General features: G+C 51.4%; 13 protein-coding genes. All 13 read left to right on the forward strand.

The features are described from left to right. Nucleotides 1–188: 188 nt before the first annotated feature. The 13 genes from RSX24_RS07285 (at nt 189) to RSX24_RS07345 (ending at nt 13,512) form a co-directional block, all read left to right on the forward strand. On the forward strand, nt 189–998 hold the full coding sequence (locus RSX24_RS07285) for a TIGR01457 family HAD-type hydrolase (protein WP_343260140.1): 810 nt from the start codon (nt 189–191) through the stop codon (nt 996–998). A 7-nt stretch (nt 999–1,005) separates the two neighbouring features. Then, nucleotides 1,006–1,827 carry a bifunctional DNA-formamidopyrimidine glycosylase/DNA-(apurinic or apyrimidinic site) lyase gene (mutM, locus tag RSX24_RS07290; RefSeq protein ID WP_343260141.1) on the forward strand — a complete coding sequence of 274 codons (822 nt, stop codon included), beginning with the start codon at nt 1,006–1,008 and terminating at the stop codon, nt 1,825–1,827. Next, on the forward strand, nt 1,817–2,665 hold the full coding sequence (locus RSX24_RS07295; RefSeq protein WP_343260494.1) for a deoxyribonuclease IV: 849 nt from the start codon (nt 1,817–1,819) through the stop codon (nt 2,663–2,665). The genes mutM and RSX24_RS07295 overlap by 11 nt, the downstream gene beginning before the upstream one ends. A 22-nt stretch (nt 2,666–2,687) precedes the next feature. Next, nucleotides 2,688–3,029, forward strand: coding sequence for a cyclic-phosphate processing receiver domain-containing protein (locus RSX24_RS07300; RefSeq protein WP_236412202.1), 342 nt, complete (start codon nt 2,688–2,690; stop codon nt 3,027–3,029). Continuing rightward, nucleotides 3,026–3,343 (forward strand): thioredoxin family protein, encoded by a 318-nt coding sequence (locus tag RSX24_RS07305; RefSeq protein ID WP_343260142.1) that lies wholly within the window; start codon nt 3,026–3,028, stop codon nt 3,341–3,343. Before RSX24_RS07300 ends, RSX24_RS07305 begins: the two co-directional genes overlap by 4 nt. Next, entirely contained in the window at nt 3,340–4,119 is a 780-nt protein-coding gene (locus tag RSX24_RS07310) for an ABC transporter ATP-binding protein (RefSeq protein ID WP_438286778.1), read from the forward strand. The genes RSX24_RS07305 and RSX24_RS07310 overlap by 4 nt, the downstream gene beginning before the upstream one ends. 6 nt (nt 4,120–4,125) lie before the next feature. Next, on the forward strand, nt 4,126–5,181 hold the full coding sequence (locus RSX24_RS07315) for an SAM-dependent methyltransferase (RefSeq protein WP_339272913.1): 1,056 nt from the start codon (nt 4,126–4,128) through the stop codon (nt 5,179–5,181). 244 nt (nt 5,182–5,425) lie between these two features. Beyond that, the gene (locus tag RSX24_RS07320) at nt 5,426–6,895 is read left to right on the forward strand and encodes a serine/threonine protein kinase (protein ID WP_343260143.1); all 1,470 of its coding nucleotides are present in this window, start codon (nt 5,426–5,428) and stop codon (nt 6,893–6,895) included. A 118-nt stretch (nt 6,896–7,013) separates the two neighbouring features. Then, complete coding sequence (locus RSX24_RS07325) at nt 7,014–8,009, forward strand: SAF domain-containing protein (protein ID WP_339272910.1); 996 nt, start codon at nt 7,014–7,016, stop codon at nt 8,007–8,009. A 71-nt stretch (nt 8,010–8,080) separates the two neighbouring features. Further along, nucleotides 8,081–8,794: a hypothetical protein gene (locus RSX24_RS07330; protein WP_343260144.1), complete on the forward strand. Its 714-nt coding sequence runs from the start codon at nt 8,081–8,083 to the stop codon at nt 8,792–8,794. Then, on the forward strand, nt 8,791–9,621 hold the full coding sequence (locus RSX24_RS07335) for a CpaE/TadZ family protein (protein WP_236412208.1): 831 nt from the start codon (nt 8,791–8,793) through the stop codon (nt 9,619–9,621). Before RSX24_RS07330 ends, RSX24_RS07335 begins: the two co-directional genes overlap by 4 nt. A gap of 5 nt (nt 9,622–9,626) precedes the next feature. Beyond that, nucleotides 9,627–11,453 (forward strand): ATPase, T2SS/T4P/T4SS family, encoded by a 1,827-nt coding sequence (locus tag RSX24_RS07340; protein ID WP_343260145.1) that lies wholly within the window; start codon nt 9,627–9,629, stop codon nt 11,451–11,453. After that, nucleotides 11,443–13,512, forward strand: a complete 2,070-nt coding sequence (locus RSX24_RS07345) for a hypothetical protein (protein WP_343260146.1) — start codon at nt 11,443–11,445, stop codon at nt 13,510–13,512. Before RSX24_RS07340 ends, RSX24_RS07345 begins: the two co-directional genes overlap by 11 nt. Nucleotides 13,513–13,516: the final 4 nt, after the last annotated feature.

The following is a 13,516-nucleotide window of genomic DNA, read 5'->3' on the forward strand; positions in this document are numbered from 1 at the left end:
GCAGACGTCTATCTTCGATCAAGTTCGACGTGTTGCGTGCTGCGAAGCGGGCGTTTCCTTTTTGTCTCTATACATAGTATCGCCGGACAGTATTGTTTGGAAGCCAACCATTTGTGGAACTGTTCTGCAATTTGGGCTTTCAGCAATGCTTTCCTATGGTTCATGCCATGAAGAAAGGAAGTGTCTGAGTGATTAAAGCTTTTTTGATTGACTTGGATGGTACGCTTTATCACGGAAAACATCGAATCGAGGGAGCAGATCGGTTAATTCATTTTTTGAATGAGCAAAAGGTGCCTTATTTGTTTGTCACAAACAACTCGTCGCGTACGCCTCAAGGCGTGGCGGAACATTTGAAAGGGATGGGCATTCCGGCTGAAGCTGAACAAGTGTGTACTTCGGCGGTTGCCGCGGCAGAATACGTAGCAGGAATTGCGCCTGGCGCGCGAGTCGCTTGCATCGGAGAAGAAGGGCTGCTGCGGGCGATTCAGGATGCTGGATTGACTTTAACGGATCACGATCCTGATTACCTGATCCAGGGGATTGACCGTGATTTCAATTACGCCAAATTGACGCAGGCGCTTCGGTGGATCAATGCAGGTGCGGAATTCATATTGACGAACCCTGATCTGCAGCTTCCTTCGGACGACGGGCTTACGCCGGGGGCGGGAACGCTTGGCGCGGCCATTGAAGCGGCGACCGACGTCCGGCCTACCGTTATTGGCAAACCGTCCAGCATCATCATGAAGTCGGCCATCCAACGTTTGAACCTGAATCCGGAAGAAGTCGCGGTCATCGGGGACAATATGCGTACCGACATTGGTGCAGGCGCCGCAGCTGGCTGTGAAACGTTGTTGGTGTTGACAGGAGTGACGACACGCGACAACATGGATAGCCACATCAATGCCGCAAAGGTACGTCCAGACCATGTGTTTGAAGATTTGAACAATCTGATCGAGTGGCTGTCTGAGCAAGTCGGCCATCCAACGACGAAGGAGTAGATGTACGATGCCGGAATTGCCGGAAATGGAAAACTACCGGACGCTATTGTCCGATCACATACTGGATAAACCGATTACGAACGTAGCGGTTAACCGCGAAAAATCCATTAACAAAACGCCGGATGAGTTTGCACAGCAGCTGGTGGGCAATCGCATCATTTTTGTGGAGCGTCGGGCGAAGCATCTTATTTTCCACCTTTCCAACGGAAAGCGCCTCGTACTGCACTTGATGCTGGGCGGATTGCTTTATTGGGGAACCGAGGATGATCGACCAGACCGCACGACCCAAATTGAGCTTCATTTCGGTGAACAAATTTTATTCTTTATCGGTCTGCGGTTGGGTTATTTGCATCTGTTGACTTCGAAGGAAACCGAAGAAGCGATGTCTGAGTTAGGACCCGAGCCGCTGGACCGCCGCATGAACGCAGAACGGTTTGCCGCGCTGCTCAAGGGGCGCCGGGGCACGCTCAAAACAACGCTGGTCAATCAACATATCATTGCGGGCATCGGCAACTGTTATTCGGATGAAATTGCGTTTGCTGCGGGCTTAAGACCCGGGTCCAAAACCCAAAATATTGCCGCTTCTTCGGAACTGAGCGAACGTCTATATCATGCCATGCAATCGGTATTGCGCGAGGCAGCCAGCGAAGGCGGATATATTGAAATGCCGCTGATGCAAGGCGACTTGAAGACAGGAAATTTTGATGACCAATGCAGGGTGTACGATCGCGAAGGGGAAGCGTGCCCGCGTTGTGGGGGAACGATCGAACGTGTGGAAATCACGGGCAAGAAGGCATTTTTCTGTCCGGATTGCCAGCATGACGCCTAACAGCGGCATCGGCGCGCACGTCAGCACCAAAGGCGGATTTGTCCAGGCGGCCAAGCGGGCTCACGCACAGGGGGCAACGGCATTTCAGTACTTTCCGAAAAACCCCCGCAGTCTCTCGCTTAAGGCTCTGGATGCCATAGATGCCCGGCAATGCCGGGACTATTGCATGGAGTACGGATTGGCGTCCATCGCCCACTCGCCGTATCCTACTAATCCTGCTTTGGGCATGTCCCGTGGAGAGGCGGGATATCATGCGGTGATCGCTTCGATTCGCAATGACCTGGAGATCGCAGATGCTTGCGGCTCCGTGGGCACGGTGGTTCATTTTGGCCATATGAAAAGCGACGACCCTTTGGTGGGTTATCAGCATATTATACAGACCCTTGACATGGTTCTGGAGCAATGGGACGGGAAGGCAAAGGTGCTGCTCGAAAATCAGGCAGGCGATCATGGACCTATGGGAACAACGATGGAAGAGATGGTGCAGATTCGCAAACTATGCAGCCACCCTGAACATATTGCTTTTTGCTTTGATACCTGCCATGCTTTTGCTTCAGGCATGTGGTCTGAGGGGGAAGAGCAGGCCATGTTAGAAAAAGGAAGAAAGCTTGGCTATTGGGATGCCTTGGCGGCCGTACATTTCAACGATTCAAAATTTGCATCCGGCTCATGCAAGGACAGACATGCCCGAATTGGCGCCGGTCGCATCGGAAGTGATGGAATGAAGGCGCTGCTGGCGTCTCCCGAGTTCGGAAAAGCCGTCGTTGTCATGGAAACGGAGACGGGTGAAGACGGAACGCACCGCGAGGACATCGCGTTAATGCGTTCCTGGCAATAAAAGCGGGGAGAGGAGAGATACCATGCATGTATTTTTGGATGACTACCGGGCATGTCCGAAAGGCTTTGTGCTCGCAAAAAACGCGGAGGAATGCCTGATGCTGCTCAGGGAATGCGAAGTAGATATATTGTCGCTCGATTATGAGCTGGGTCCCGATTCCCCGAACGGTGGCGATGTCGCTGCAGCGATCGTAAGAGAAGGCCTCTATCCGCGCGAGATTTATTTGCATACCTCGAGCATGTTTGGCAAACGTCAAATGTATGAAATCCTTTACTCAAACAAGCCGGCAGAAGTCATTATGCACAACGGGCCAATGACAGGAGAGGTTATGCTTCGCATTGCCGCGGGAGCGGGTTCCCGATGAAGCCGATCACGCAAAAAATGCTTTTGCGCAACGTATGGGAAGGCTTTCCACAAGCAGTTTTCATCCATACTCCGCTATGCGGCACGTGTGCCGCTGCCCGGCGCATGCTGGAGGTTGCCGAGCATTTGCTGCCGGAAGATGTGTTGGTCGAGATGAATATCAACGATATTCCCGAGTTGGTGCAGAAGTATCAAATATCCAGCGTGCCGGCACTTATGCTGTTTGACGGTGAGCAAGAAAGGCCAACAATGGTTTATCGAATGAATTCAACCCAACATCTTCTCGGCGAAATTCGAAAGGTGGTGCTGGGATGAGTATCATTCAGATGCAAGACGTTTCCCTCCGGAGAGAGGAACGTCAAATTTTGGACCATGTGCAGCTGCATGTTCAGGAAGGCGAGCATTGGGTGATCCTGGGACGCAACGGTTCCGGGAAAACAACGCTGCTGGAGCTGATGACGGGGTATATGTTCCCAAGCCAGGGACGTATCGACGTATTGGGCAACCGGTACGGGCAATGCGATGTGCGGGAAGTGCGCAAGCAGATCGGGTACATCAGCCAGACGCTGATCGAAAAGCTGACTTTGCGAGATCCTGTCTGGGAAGTTGTGGCTACCGGGGCCTACGCATTTCTGCGTTTTTATCAGGCGATTCCGGACGAGGTTCAAAACAAAGCGCGGCAGCTGTTAGAAGAAATGGACTTTGGCAAACTCGCCGATCAACCGCTCGGTACATTGTCCCAGGGGGAACGGAAAAAGGTGATGCTGGCGCGTTCGCTCATGGCCGATCCCAAACTGCTGATCATGGACGAGCCCTGTGCGGGGCTTGATCTGTATGAACGCGAAAAAATGCTGGCCGAAATCGACCGGCTGCGCCAGCGGGACATGACCGTTATTTATGTCACGCATCATATTGAGGAAATCATGCCTTTATTTACGCATGTCGCTCTTGTTCGCGATGGCCGCATTGCCGCGGCAGGTCCGAAACATGATGTTTTAACGCAAGAAACCATTAAGCTTACGTACGACATTCCGGTCGACATCCAATGGGTGGAAGGACGGCCTTGGATTCGCGTACGTTCTGGAGGGTAACACATTTTGAGTACACAGTCACAGTCACCTTGGGAGGAAGGCAACTTCTCCCGTTTTATTTGCACGGCCAATCATGGCTTTGCGCCCTACGCGCAGGAAGAATTGCGCCGAACGTTCGGAGCGGTCAAGAGCACGGTGCTTGTGCCCGGCGAGGTGTTGCTTGCCGGCTTGCCTGTTGCGGAAGAACAAGTTGCCAGTATGCTGCAGGCGGAGGATCCGACGTTTCTGCGTCATATTCAACCGGTGCAATTCCAGGAAAACGCAGCCGATTCCGAACAAGCGCTGGAACGCTTGCTTGCTTTTATAACGAATCATCAAGAGCTGGGCGGCTTACGCGTGGCGTTGCAGGTGCGCAAAACCGAAGGTGCGTTCTGGCACGAAAACGCTGCGTCGCTGAAGCAATACCTCACCGACAAATTGGAGGATCTGGGCTGCGAATGGGTTGTTCGCGAAGCAGATTACATCGTATCCGTTTTCGCTGCTGAGGAAACCTTGTACGCGGGAATTTCGAAACCGGAACAAAATTTGTCGGACTGGAATGGAGGAGCCATCCGTTTTCAGAAGGAAGAGGGTCAGATTTCGCGGGCCAAATTCAAACTGTTGGAAGCGGAGCAGACCTTTGGCATCGACTTCAGATCTTTTCGCAAAGCGCTGGACATCGGAGCCGCGCCAGGAGGTTGGACATCGTTTCTGTTGGAACGCGGCCTTGAGGTTACCGCTGTGGATCCGGCCAAGATGGATGCGGGTCTGCTGCAATCGCCCAAGCTTACGTTTTTGAAAAAAAATGCGGGTGACGTGAAGTTTAAGGAAGGCGAATTCGATCTGCTGGTATGTGATATGAGCTGGAGTCCGAAGCTGATGAGCAGGCTTGTTTCCGATCTGATGTACAGCCTTCAGTCCGGGGGGACCGCGATCGTTACGGTCAAGCTGCTTCACAAAAAGCCGCTGGCCCTGATCAAGGAAGTCATCGACACCTTTGAACGCTCTCGCTTGCAAATTCAACGCTCAAAGCAGTTGTTCCATAATCGTGAAGAGATCACGCTTTACATGATTAAATATTAACAGACTCGCTTCCTGAAACAGATTGCTTTACCAGCAATGGATGGAAAAATCGGGCGTACTGTGTATGACATGATCTGAAACGGATTTTGTACTTTACAACCAACACCGGCCTGTACTATAATGATACCAATATTAACCATGACGTTTAAAGGGAAAGCATCCCAGAGTCAGAGCTACCGATGTTTCGGTAGTGCGGCTTTGGAGTGCTTTCCCTTTTTGTCGTGCGAGAAAGGAGGGATTGACAGTGAAACATTCGGCCGGATTGGTGCCAGGAAGACTGCTTGGCGACAGATACCGCATCGTTTCGGTTCTAGGCACAGGCGGCATGAGCCGTGTGTACGAAGCCGAGGATTTGAAGCTTCCCGGCAAAACGTGGGCCGTTAAGGAAAGCGTGATGAGCCTGCCATATGAGAGCACCATGGACACGGAGGCGGCCCTGCTCATTTCCCTTCGACATCCGAGGCTTCCGCAGATTGTCGACTTCTTTGCCCCGGATGAACAAGGGTATGCTTACCTGGTCATGGAGCGAATCGAAGGCATGACGCTGGCTGAATATTTCAAACAATGCGGCGGTAAAATCCCGATGGAGCAAGTGACCGAATTTGTGCTTCAGTTGCTCGATGTGTTGGAATATTTGCATCATCTCGATCCGCCCATTATTTACCGGGATATGAAGCCGTCCAACATCATGATCACGCCGGAGCAGGAAGTGAGGTTGATTGATTTCGGCATTGCTCGAAGCTATAAGACGCTTCAAAATCAGGATACGATCAAGCTGGGAACTGCCGGGTTTGCCGCTCCGGAACAATACGGATCGGGACAAACGGATGCCCGTTCAGACCTATACGGACTTGGAGCACTAATGCTGTATCTCTTGACATGCGGTGCTTATACGGAGTGGATTCATGGGGTAGAGGCTTGTGTACGAGGCGACGTTCCGCGCATGTACATTCCTGTTGTGCGAAGGTTGCTGCGCCAGGAACCCCAGGAACGCTTTCAATCGGCCGGCGAAGTGCGTGCAGAAATTTTGCGAAGACCCGGGAGTACTCCGCTTTCAGGAAATGTATCGGTAACGATGAATGGCGGTACCCGTGTCATCGCTCTGATGGGAACGGCCGCCGGTGTAGGCGTAACGCATACATCCATAGTGATAAGCCATTATTTGGAGCGGAACAACGGCAAGGTAGCCATTATTGAAATGTCTCCGCGTTCGCAGTCGTTTAGCCGTATCCAGCAAATTGCCCATGGCGGCAAGCCGCCTGCTGCAGGCCGGAATTTTGTGGTCAACGGTGTCCACTACTGGAAGCAATCCGGAAGGGCAGATATTTTGTCTTTGCTTGGGGGCAGCTACCAGTTTATCGTCATGGATTTGGGCAGTGGTCAGGATCAGCAGCGGCTGGAGGAATTTCTAAGAGCCGACCTGCCCATCGTTGTAGGTTCAGGCGCGGAGTGGAGGCAAGCCGAGATTGGAGCTTTGATTCGCTCGCATCATCGTTTCCCGCGGGACAAGTGGACCTATTGCCTGCCATTGGCCGCTTCGGATGCAGTGCAGCGAATTCGCAAATCACTGGATACGGAACGCGTATACAGCCTTCCGCTGCAAACAGATCCTTTTGACAAGGATCCGCACATGGATAAGGTGCTTGGGCAATTATTGCATCATCTGACAGGGCATACGCCGGCGAAGCGTTCGTGGTTTACCAGAAAGAAATGAGCCGTGTATATGATGGTAAGGCTTACAGGATGAAGTGTGGTGAAGCAAGCTGAGATCATCAAGAAATGACGATCAATTCCAAAGCAGAACATGCAATTAAGGGAAAGGAGAGCCTTTTTTGTCCAAATTACGAAAGCAAAGCCGACAACGGATTTATGCTGGCCTGATTGGTGCGGGTGCAGCAGGCCTGCTGTTTGGGGGATACGTGATTTACAGCCTCATTACGCTAAACGACACCAAAGCGGAGATCGAAGCGAAGTTTACAGCAGCCTTCGAGCAAAAAGAAGCCGAGCTTCTCCAGCAATGGGAGTCGGGGGCGCAGGCATGGGTGACCGTGCGGGATATTGAAGCGGGGGAGCCGATTCTCGCGGAAGACATTAAGCTTTTTGCCGTCCCCGACGCACAGGCACCGCGCAATTTGTGGTCCAGCAGCAAACAACCCGAAGATCAGCGAGCCAAGATCGAGCTTAAAAAAGGAACAGCCATTACGACGGAAATGGTTTACGAAGATACGCCTGCTCCTCCGGATTTAAGGAACCGGGAGCTTCAAGTTGTTCTGCTGCCTTCGTCGTTGGCCCAGGGTGATATCATTGATGTTCGGATCCAGTTTCCGACAGGCCAGGACTACATTCTATTGTCGAAAAAGAAGGTGGAGCGCCTCAATGCCTCTACATTATGGATTACGATGACGGAAGAAGAGATCTTGTCGCTATCCAGTGCGATCGTGGATGCCTACTTACATAAAGCTTCAATCTACGCCCTTACCTATGTGGAACCCCAGTTTCAAACTGCGGCCATACCGACGTATCCAGCGAATCAGGAGGTGTTGAAATTGCTGGAGAGCGATCCGAATATCGTCAGGCGGGCCGAGCAGGAACTAGTGCGCCAAGTGCGCAGCTCATTGGAAAGCTCGCTTGCAATCTCTGCTGCCGCGCCTTCGCGGAGCGTTGAACAGGATGTGGCGCAATCCTCTGTTTCGTACAATAACCGTCCAGGCGCTGGCGAACGAACGGATCAGTCCGCGAACGTTGATCCAGGCAGCGTGTTTGACCAACCGGCGGACAGCGGCAGTGCTGAGGAACAACAACAACGGGTGCTGACTGGCGGGCAATGAGACACAGAAAAACAAGCGATTTATTCTATTAATGATTCTTATAACAACGCGATTGTTTAGGAGGGGTTCAATTGCATGCATGGATTTTTGCGGGATTGTGCGAGAAAACGGATCTGATGTTGTACTTGTGCAAAATTTTGGCGGCGTCCGGTAAAAGGGTTTTGCTTGTAGATGGTACGCTTCAACAGAAATACATGTATAGCGTGGGTGAAGGCAATCACTCGATTCGCATTACTGAGTTTGAAGGATTCGACGTCGCTTGCCAATTCGTTACGTCCGCAGCGGTTGAGGGCCATCTCGAAGCAAGCGGCGAAGGGATTGACGCTTATGATTACATCGTTTATGACGTGGAAAGCTCCCATTTCGCTTCCCGAGATTTATGGCTGCAAGCCGAGATCCGTCTCTGGGTCTGCGATTACGAGCGTTATAATCTCGAGCGTAGCAAGGGCTGGCTGGAGCATTTGCTGGAGGAACAGGACTTGCCGGGCAATCTTTCGTTTCAACGGATTTTGATCAATGCGGTGGATTGCAAACTAGATGTTCAATATTTATGGACATATCTTGATAGAGGCCCGTTTGAGTGGACTGCAGAATCTCTGGTGCTGCCCTGGGATGAACTGATTGCGGCAGTCAAATTGGAAAATGAGCATCATCGCCGAATACGGCTGGGCCCACTTTCTCGAAACTACAAAAAATCGCTTCGCCGCCTGATCGAGCAGCTGACAGGCTGGGAACCGATTCAGAGCCGCAAGGCGATGAAAGAAGCAGAAAGGATGAGGGCATGAGTACGGTAGCGTTTTGGAGTCCATTTCCCGGAAGCGGCTGCACCTCCAGCTCATTGATTGGCGCGTATGCTATGGGTTTGCAGTACAGAGTAAGAATTTTACTGGTGAATTCAGGACAGGCGGGCAGCGGAGTGGAGGCGTTGCTTCCTCCGATTCAAGGGTATGAAGCAGACTCGCTTCACCGTTTTGACGAAGGGGGATGGGATGCCATCGAGCGGCTGCATGCCAGCGGCGCATTGACCAAACATAACGTCAAGGATCATGCCAAACCGCTGATCAAAGACCGCTTGGACTTGCTGACCGGTTCCATGAACAATATGGAGCGATTGCATAAAGGGCAGGCTGAACCGCTGAACTCGCTGCTGAATGCGGCGAACGAATACTATGATCTGGTCATCGTAGAGGCGGGTCAGGAAGGGAGAGATGCAAGTCTTCTTCTGCAGCGCGCTGAGTTCGTGGTCGTTCATTTGACGCAGAACATGAGGGAGCTTGAACAGTTTTTTGAAGGAGAAATGCCTTCTTGTATGAAAGACCGAAAAATGCATTTGGTAATTGGCAAGTATGACCCGCATGCCCGAGCAACGCTAGCGAACATTCGTCGTCGTTTCCGATATAAGGGGACGATGTCGGCGATCCCGTACACTACGGGGTACCTTGATGCAGCCAACCGGCGCGATGTGGGGAGTTTTCTGCAATTGCACGGGTGGGGTGGCAATGAAGGAAAAGGGAAAGACAGTTTCAGCAAGCATATGGCTGAATTCGCTCGCCTGATCATGGACGGCGCAGGAATGCGCACGATCTTGAAAAGGCTTGAAAGGGGAGCCTGACCTTCATGGGGGTGAATGGTACATTAATCGGCGTAATGCTGCTTGGAATTATCCTATTTTTTTGGGGGAAATACAGGAAGCTTGATCGTGAACAACAAGAACGGAAAGATCATAATCACGAATCGCTGACCATCGAAGGTTTGACGGAGAAAGTAAAACATTCGCTGCATGAGTTAAGTCACAGCCAGTTGGCTGACGCCGGCTTGCATGAAGAGGAATATCAGCGGAGAATCAACCAGCGTGCCGAGATGCGGAAAGCGCTGAAAGGCTGTGTCTCCGGCAGCCTGAGCGACAAACTTTATGTTAAAAGACTCATCGGCGATCTGCTCACGCGGAGTCTTGGATTGAACAAGACCACCATTGATGAAGTCATTCCATTTGAAGATCAGGAGCTGTTAACGGTTCAGGATCGCTTTGAAATCGTGTTTTTTTTGTACAAACAGCAATTCGGGGTGGATGCTCTTTCCCGGCTGATCGAAACGTATGATCTTGGGAAATTGCGAATGGAGGCAGAAGGGGAGAACGGGGGGAGCTACTACATTTCGGAGGAAGACATCCATTACGTTTTCGATTGCGAATACCGCAGGCTAGAATTTCATGAAAAAAGAGATATCGTCGTGCAGCGAATCTATCAGCATTATAAAGGGTTTTCGATTGTTGACGAGATTCGTGACCAACGCATTGATGGCGTGAGCGGCGGAGTCAGCGGCATATTGGATACGCAGGATCAAGGAAGTCGGTTGCCTGCATCGTGGGATGATCTGATACAGGATACATCGTTTGTGGATGAAGCGGAAGAGCCTTTAAGCGCAACGGAGAGCGTTTGGATTTTTTACAAGGGGAGATCGATCCACCTGTCGTTTCTGTCCTTTGGCAGCGTCCGTGAACTGAAAAGGGTATGCCAGAACATTTACAAATACAACTACCCTGGACAGTTGTCCGAGGCGAACGGATATAAAGTGAACGAGATGAAAGACGGTTCGCGCGTTGTTGTCGTTCGTCCTCCGTTTGCGGAATCGTGGGCCTTTTTCGTACGGAAGTTCGATATTCCGAATGCTTCGCTGGAGCAGCTTGTCACTGGCGAAAATGCGGAGCTGCCGATTATGCTGTTGTGTTATTTGATGAAAGGAAGCCGGATTACCGCGGTGACCGGAGCTCAGGGTTCGGGGAAAACAACGCTCCTTATGGCCATGGTGAAACACATTTATCCATCGTATACCTTGCGTGTGCAAGAGATGGCCTTCGAGCTGCAGCTGAGACGTATTTATAGCCGGCGCAACATATTGAGCTTTCGCGAAACCGAGTATATTTCCGGTCAGGAAGGTCTCGATTTACAGAAAAAGACGGACGGAACCGTGAATATTTTGGGCGAAGTAGCGAGTGACGAAGTAGCGGCCTGGATGATTCAAATGTCTCAAGTCGCCAGTCTGTTCACGCTGTTCACTCACCATGCCAAAACGTTCAGGGATCTTGTGTTTTCCCTGCGCAATTCACTGCTCAAAACAGGGATGTTTCAACATGAACATATTGCCGAAGAGCAGGTCGTCAGCGTGATCAATTTCGACGTGCACATGAAAAAAGATGCGGAGGGGCGCAGATACATCGAGCGAATCACCGAATGCCTGCCGCGTTCCGGGCAGATCGAGAGCGTTGAAGAGCGGGTAGGGTTTTCGTTCCGCAACGTGGTCGAGTATCGGGACGGAAGTTATGTTGCGGCTGCGCCTTTAACTGCTGAAAGCATGTCCGAAATGCGGGATCAAATGACGATGCAGGATGCAGACCGGTTCGAGCGGTTTCTGATCAAACATTGGGGGGATACCCATGCCGTTTAAATCGATCCTGTTATTGCTGCTTGCATGCTGTGCTGTAGGTCTGGCGGTTGTCATGCGGATTCTAGCGATTCTCCGCCATAAAGGAGGTGTTGCAGCAACCAGACGGCAAACCGTATTTTCCATGCCAGGAAGCCGGCGGCTTGCCGGTTGGAGATCGTTCTTATTGCAGAGCTATCGTTGGAGCATGAAACTGCCGTTATGGTCTGCATACGTTCTGCAGGTCAAAAAGAGGATTTCGTTCCGCCATGTCGGAGATGAAATGGCGCTGAGAAAAACGACGATGGGGATCGTGCTCATCGTCGCAGGAAGCTGCAGTTTAGTCGGTATCGTTCTGTTGATGGTTCAACCTGGATGGAGCTTTTTGTTATTGGTTGTTCTGTGCGCGGTTGTGTTGAACAGCCTGGTCTTGGATATGTGGCTAAATCGCTTGGAGAAACGTTTGTTGATGCAGATGCTGGATGTGTTTGCCGAAGTGCGTCATCGTTATCACCAGCATGGCATGATCGAAGAAGCGCTATACGAGGCAGCGGAAACAGGCAAAGGGGAAGCCGCGCAGCAAGTCATGCTCATCTACGAGGCATTGACTTCACCGGATCCGAACGAGGCGCTGGAAAGGTATTATGAGGTTGCTCCTAACCGTTTTTTGAAAGGATTTGCGGGCATGTCCTACTTGGTCATGGAATTCGGGGATAAGGACAGGGCGCACGGCTCCATCTATCTGAAGGGGCTCGGCAACCTCACGCAGGAAATCCACTTGGAAATTTTGCGCAGGGACAAGCTGGATTACCTGTTGAAAGGGCTCAATATCATTGCGCTTGCCCCGGTACTGTTTACGGCGCCGATCGAGCGTTGGGCCAGAAGCAGCTTCCCTTCGATGGATGAGTTTTACGGAAGCAAGCTGGGGTTCGTAACCAAGATATCCATCTATGTGGTGATTATTGCTGCCTATTTACTGCTGCAGCGCCTGCAACAGTACGATGAAACGCGTTTTCGGGCAGGGCGCAGCAATACCGTATGGGAGCGAATCCTTTACAAGCAGCCTTTTATTCGAAAATGCTCATTCCTGCTTGCAGCCAAACCCGGCAGCATCAAGTACGGCCAAACCGTACGTTTGATGAGAGAGAGCAGCTCGGAGCTCAAGTATGAATGGTTGGCTATTCGAAGGTTTGTCCTCTTTGTAGGATGCTTTCTATTCTCTCTTTGTTGCATTGCTGCGCTTCACCAGGTGGAACGGAACCATATTTTATATGCGCCTGTCCGGGATGACCGAATGTTCGGAGCCATGTCCGCAGATGAATTGAAACAAGCCCAGGATACGGCGGATCTGGACCGGGCTGTGCTGCAGCAGGTCTCCAAAGCAGGGAATGCAACTCATGACGAAATCGTCCAAGCGCTAGAGCGCGTTAGCCCCCGGCAGCTTAAGGGCGAGGTGCAGAATGAAACGGTTGCCCGGATCACGCAAAAATGGGAGAAGCTTCAACGTCAATATTTGCAGTGGTGGGAACTGCTCATTGCTTTTCTGATCGGCACGTCCGGGTATTATTTGCCCATATGGCTGATGCTGTTTCAGCGCAAAATGCGCGGCATGGACATGCTGCATGAAATTTACCAGTTCCAGACGGTCATCTCAATTTTGCGCGACATGGAGCGGATGTCGGTGGAAGAGATTCTGGAGTGGCTTAACCGGTTTGCCGTCATTTTCAAACGCCCTTTGCAAAAGTGCCTGCTTCATTTCGAACATGGGCCGGAGGATGCCCTTGAACATTTAAAGGCGGATGCGCGGCTCCCGGAGTTTCAACGCCTTGTGGACAAGCTGCAGCTTGCGCTGGGCAAAATTTCGATCCAGGAAGCATTTGATGATCTGGATAGCATGATGTCTTTTTATTTTGAACAACGCAAGCAGGAGTACGCCAAAATGGTCGATGCCAAGGCTGCATGGGGAAAAATGATCGGGTTTGCGCCTATGTATGCACTGGTCTTTCTCTACTTGGTCGTCCCGCTTGTTGGCATGAGCTTCCTGCAGATGAACATGTATTACGAACAAATCCAACAATTATAAATCA

Origin of the sequence: Paenibacillus hubeiensis, assembly GCF_032334105.1 — a bacterium.
Taxonomy (GTDB): Bacteria; Bacillota; Bacilli; order Paenibacillales; family Paenibacillaceae; genus Paenibacillus; species Paenibacillus hubeiensis.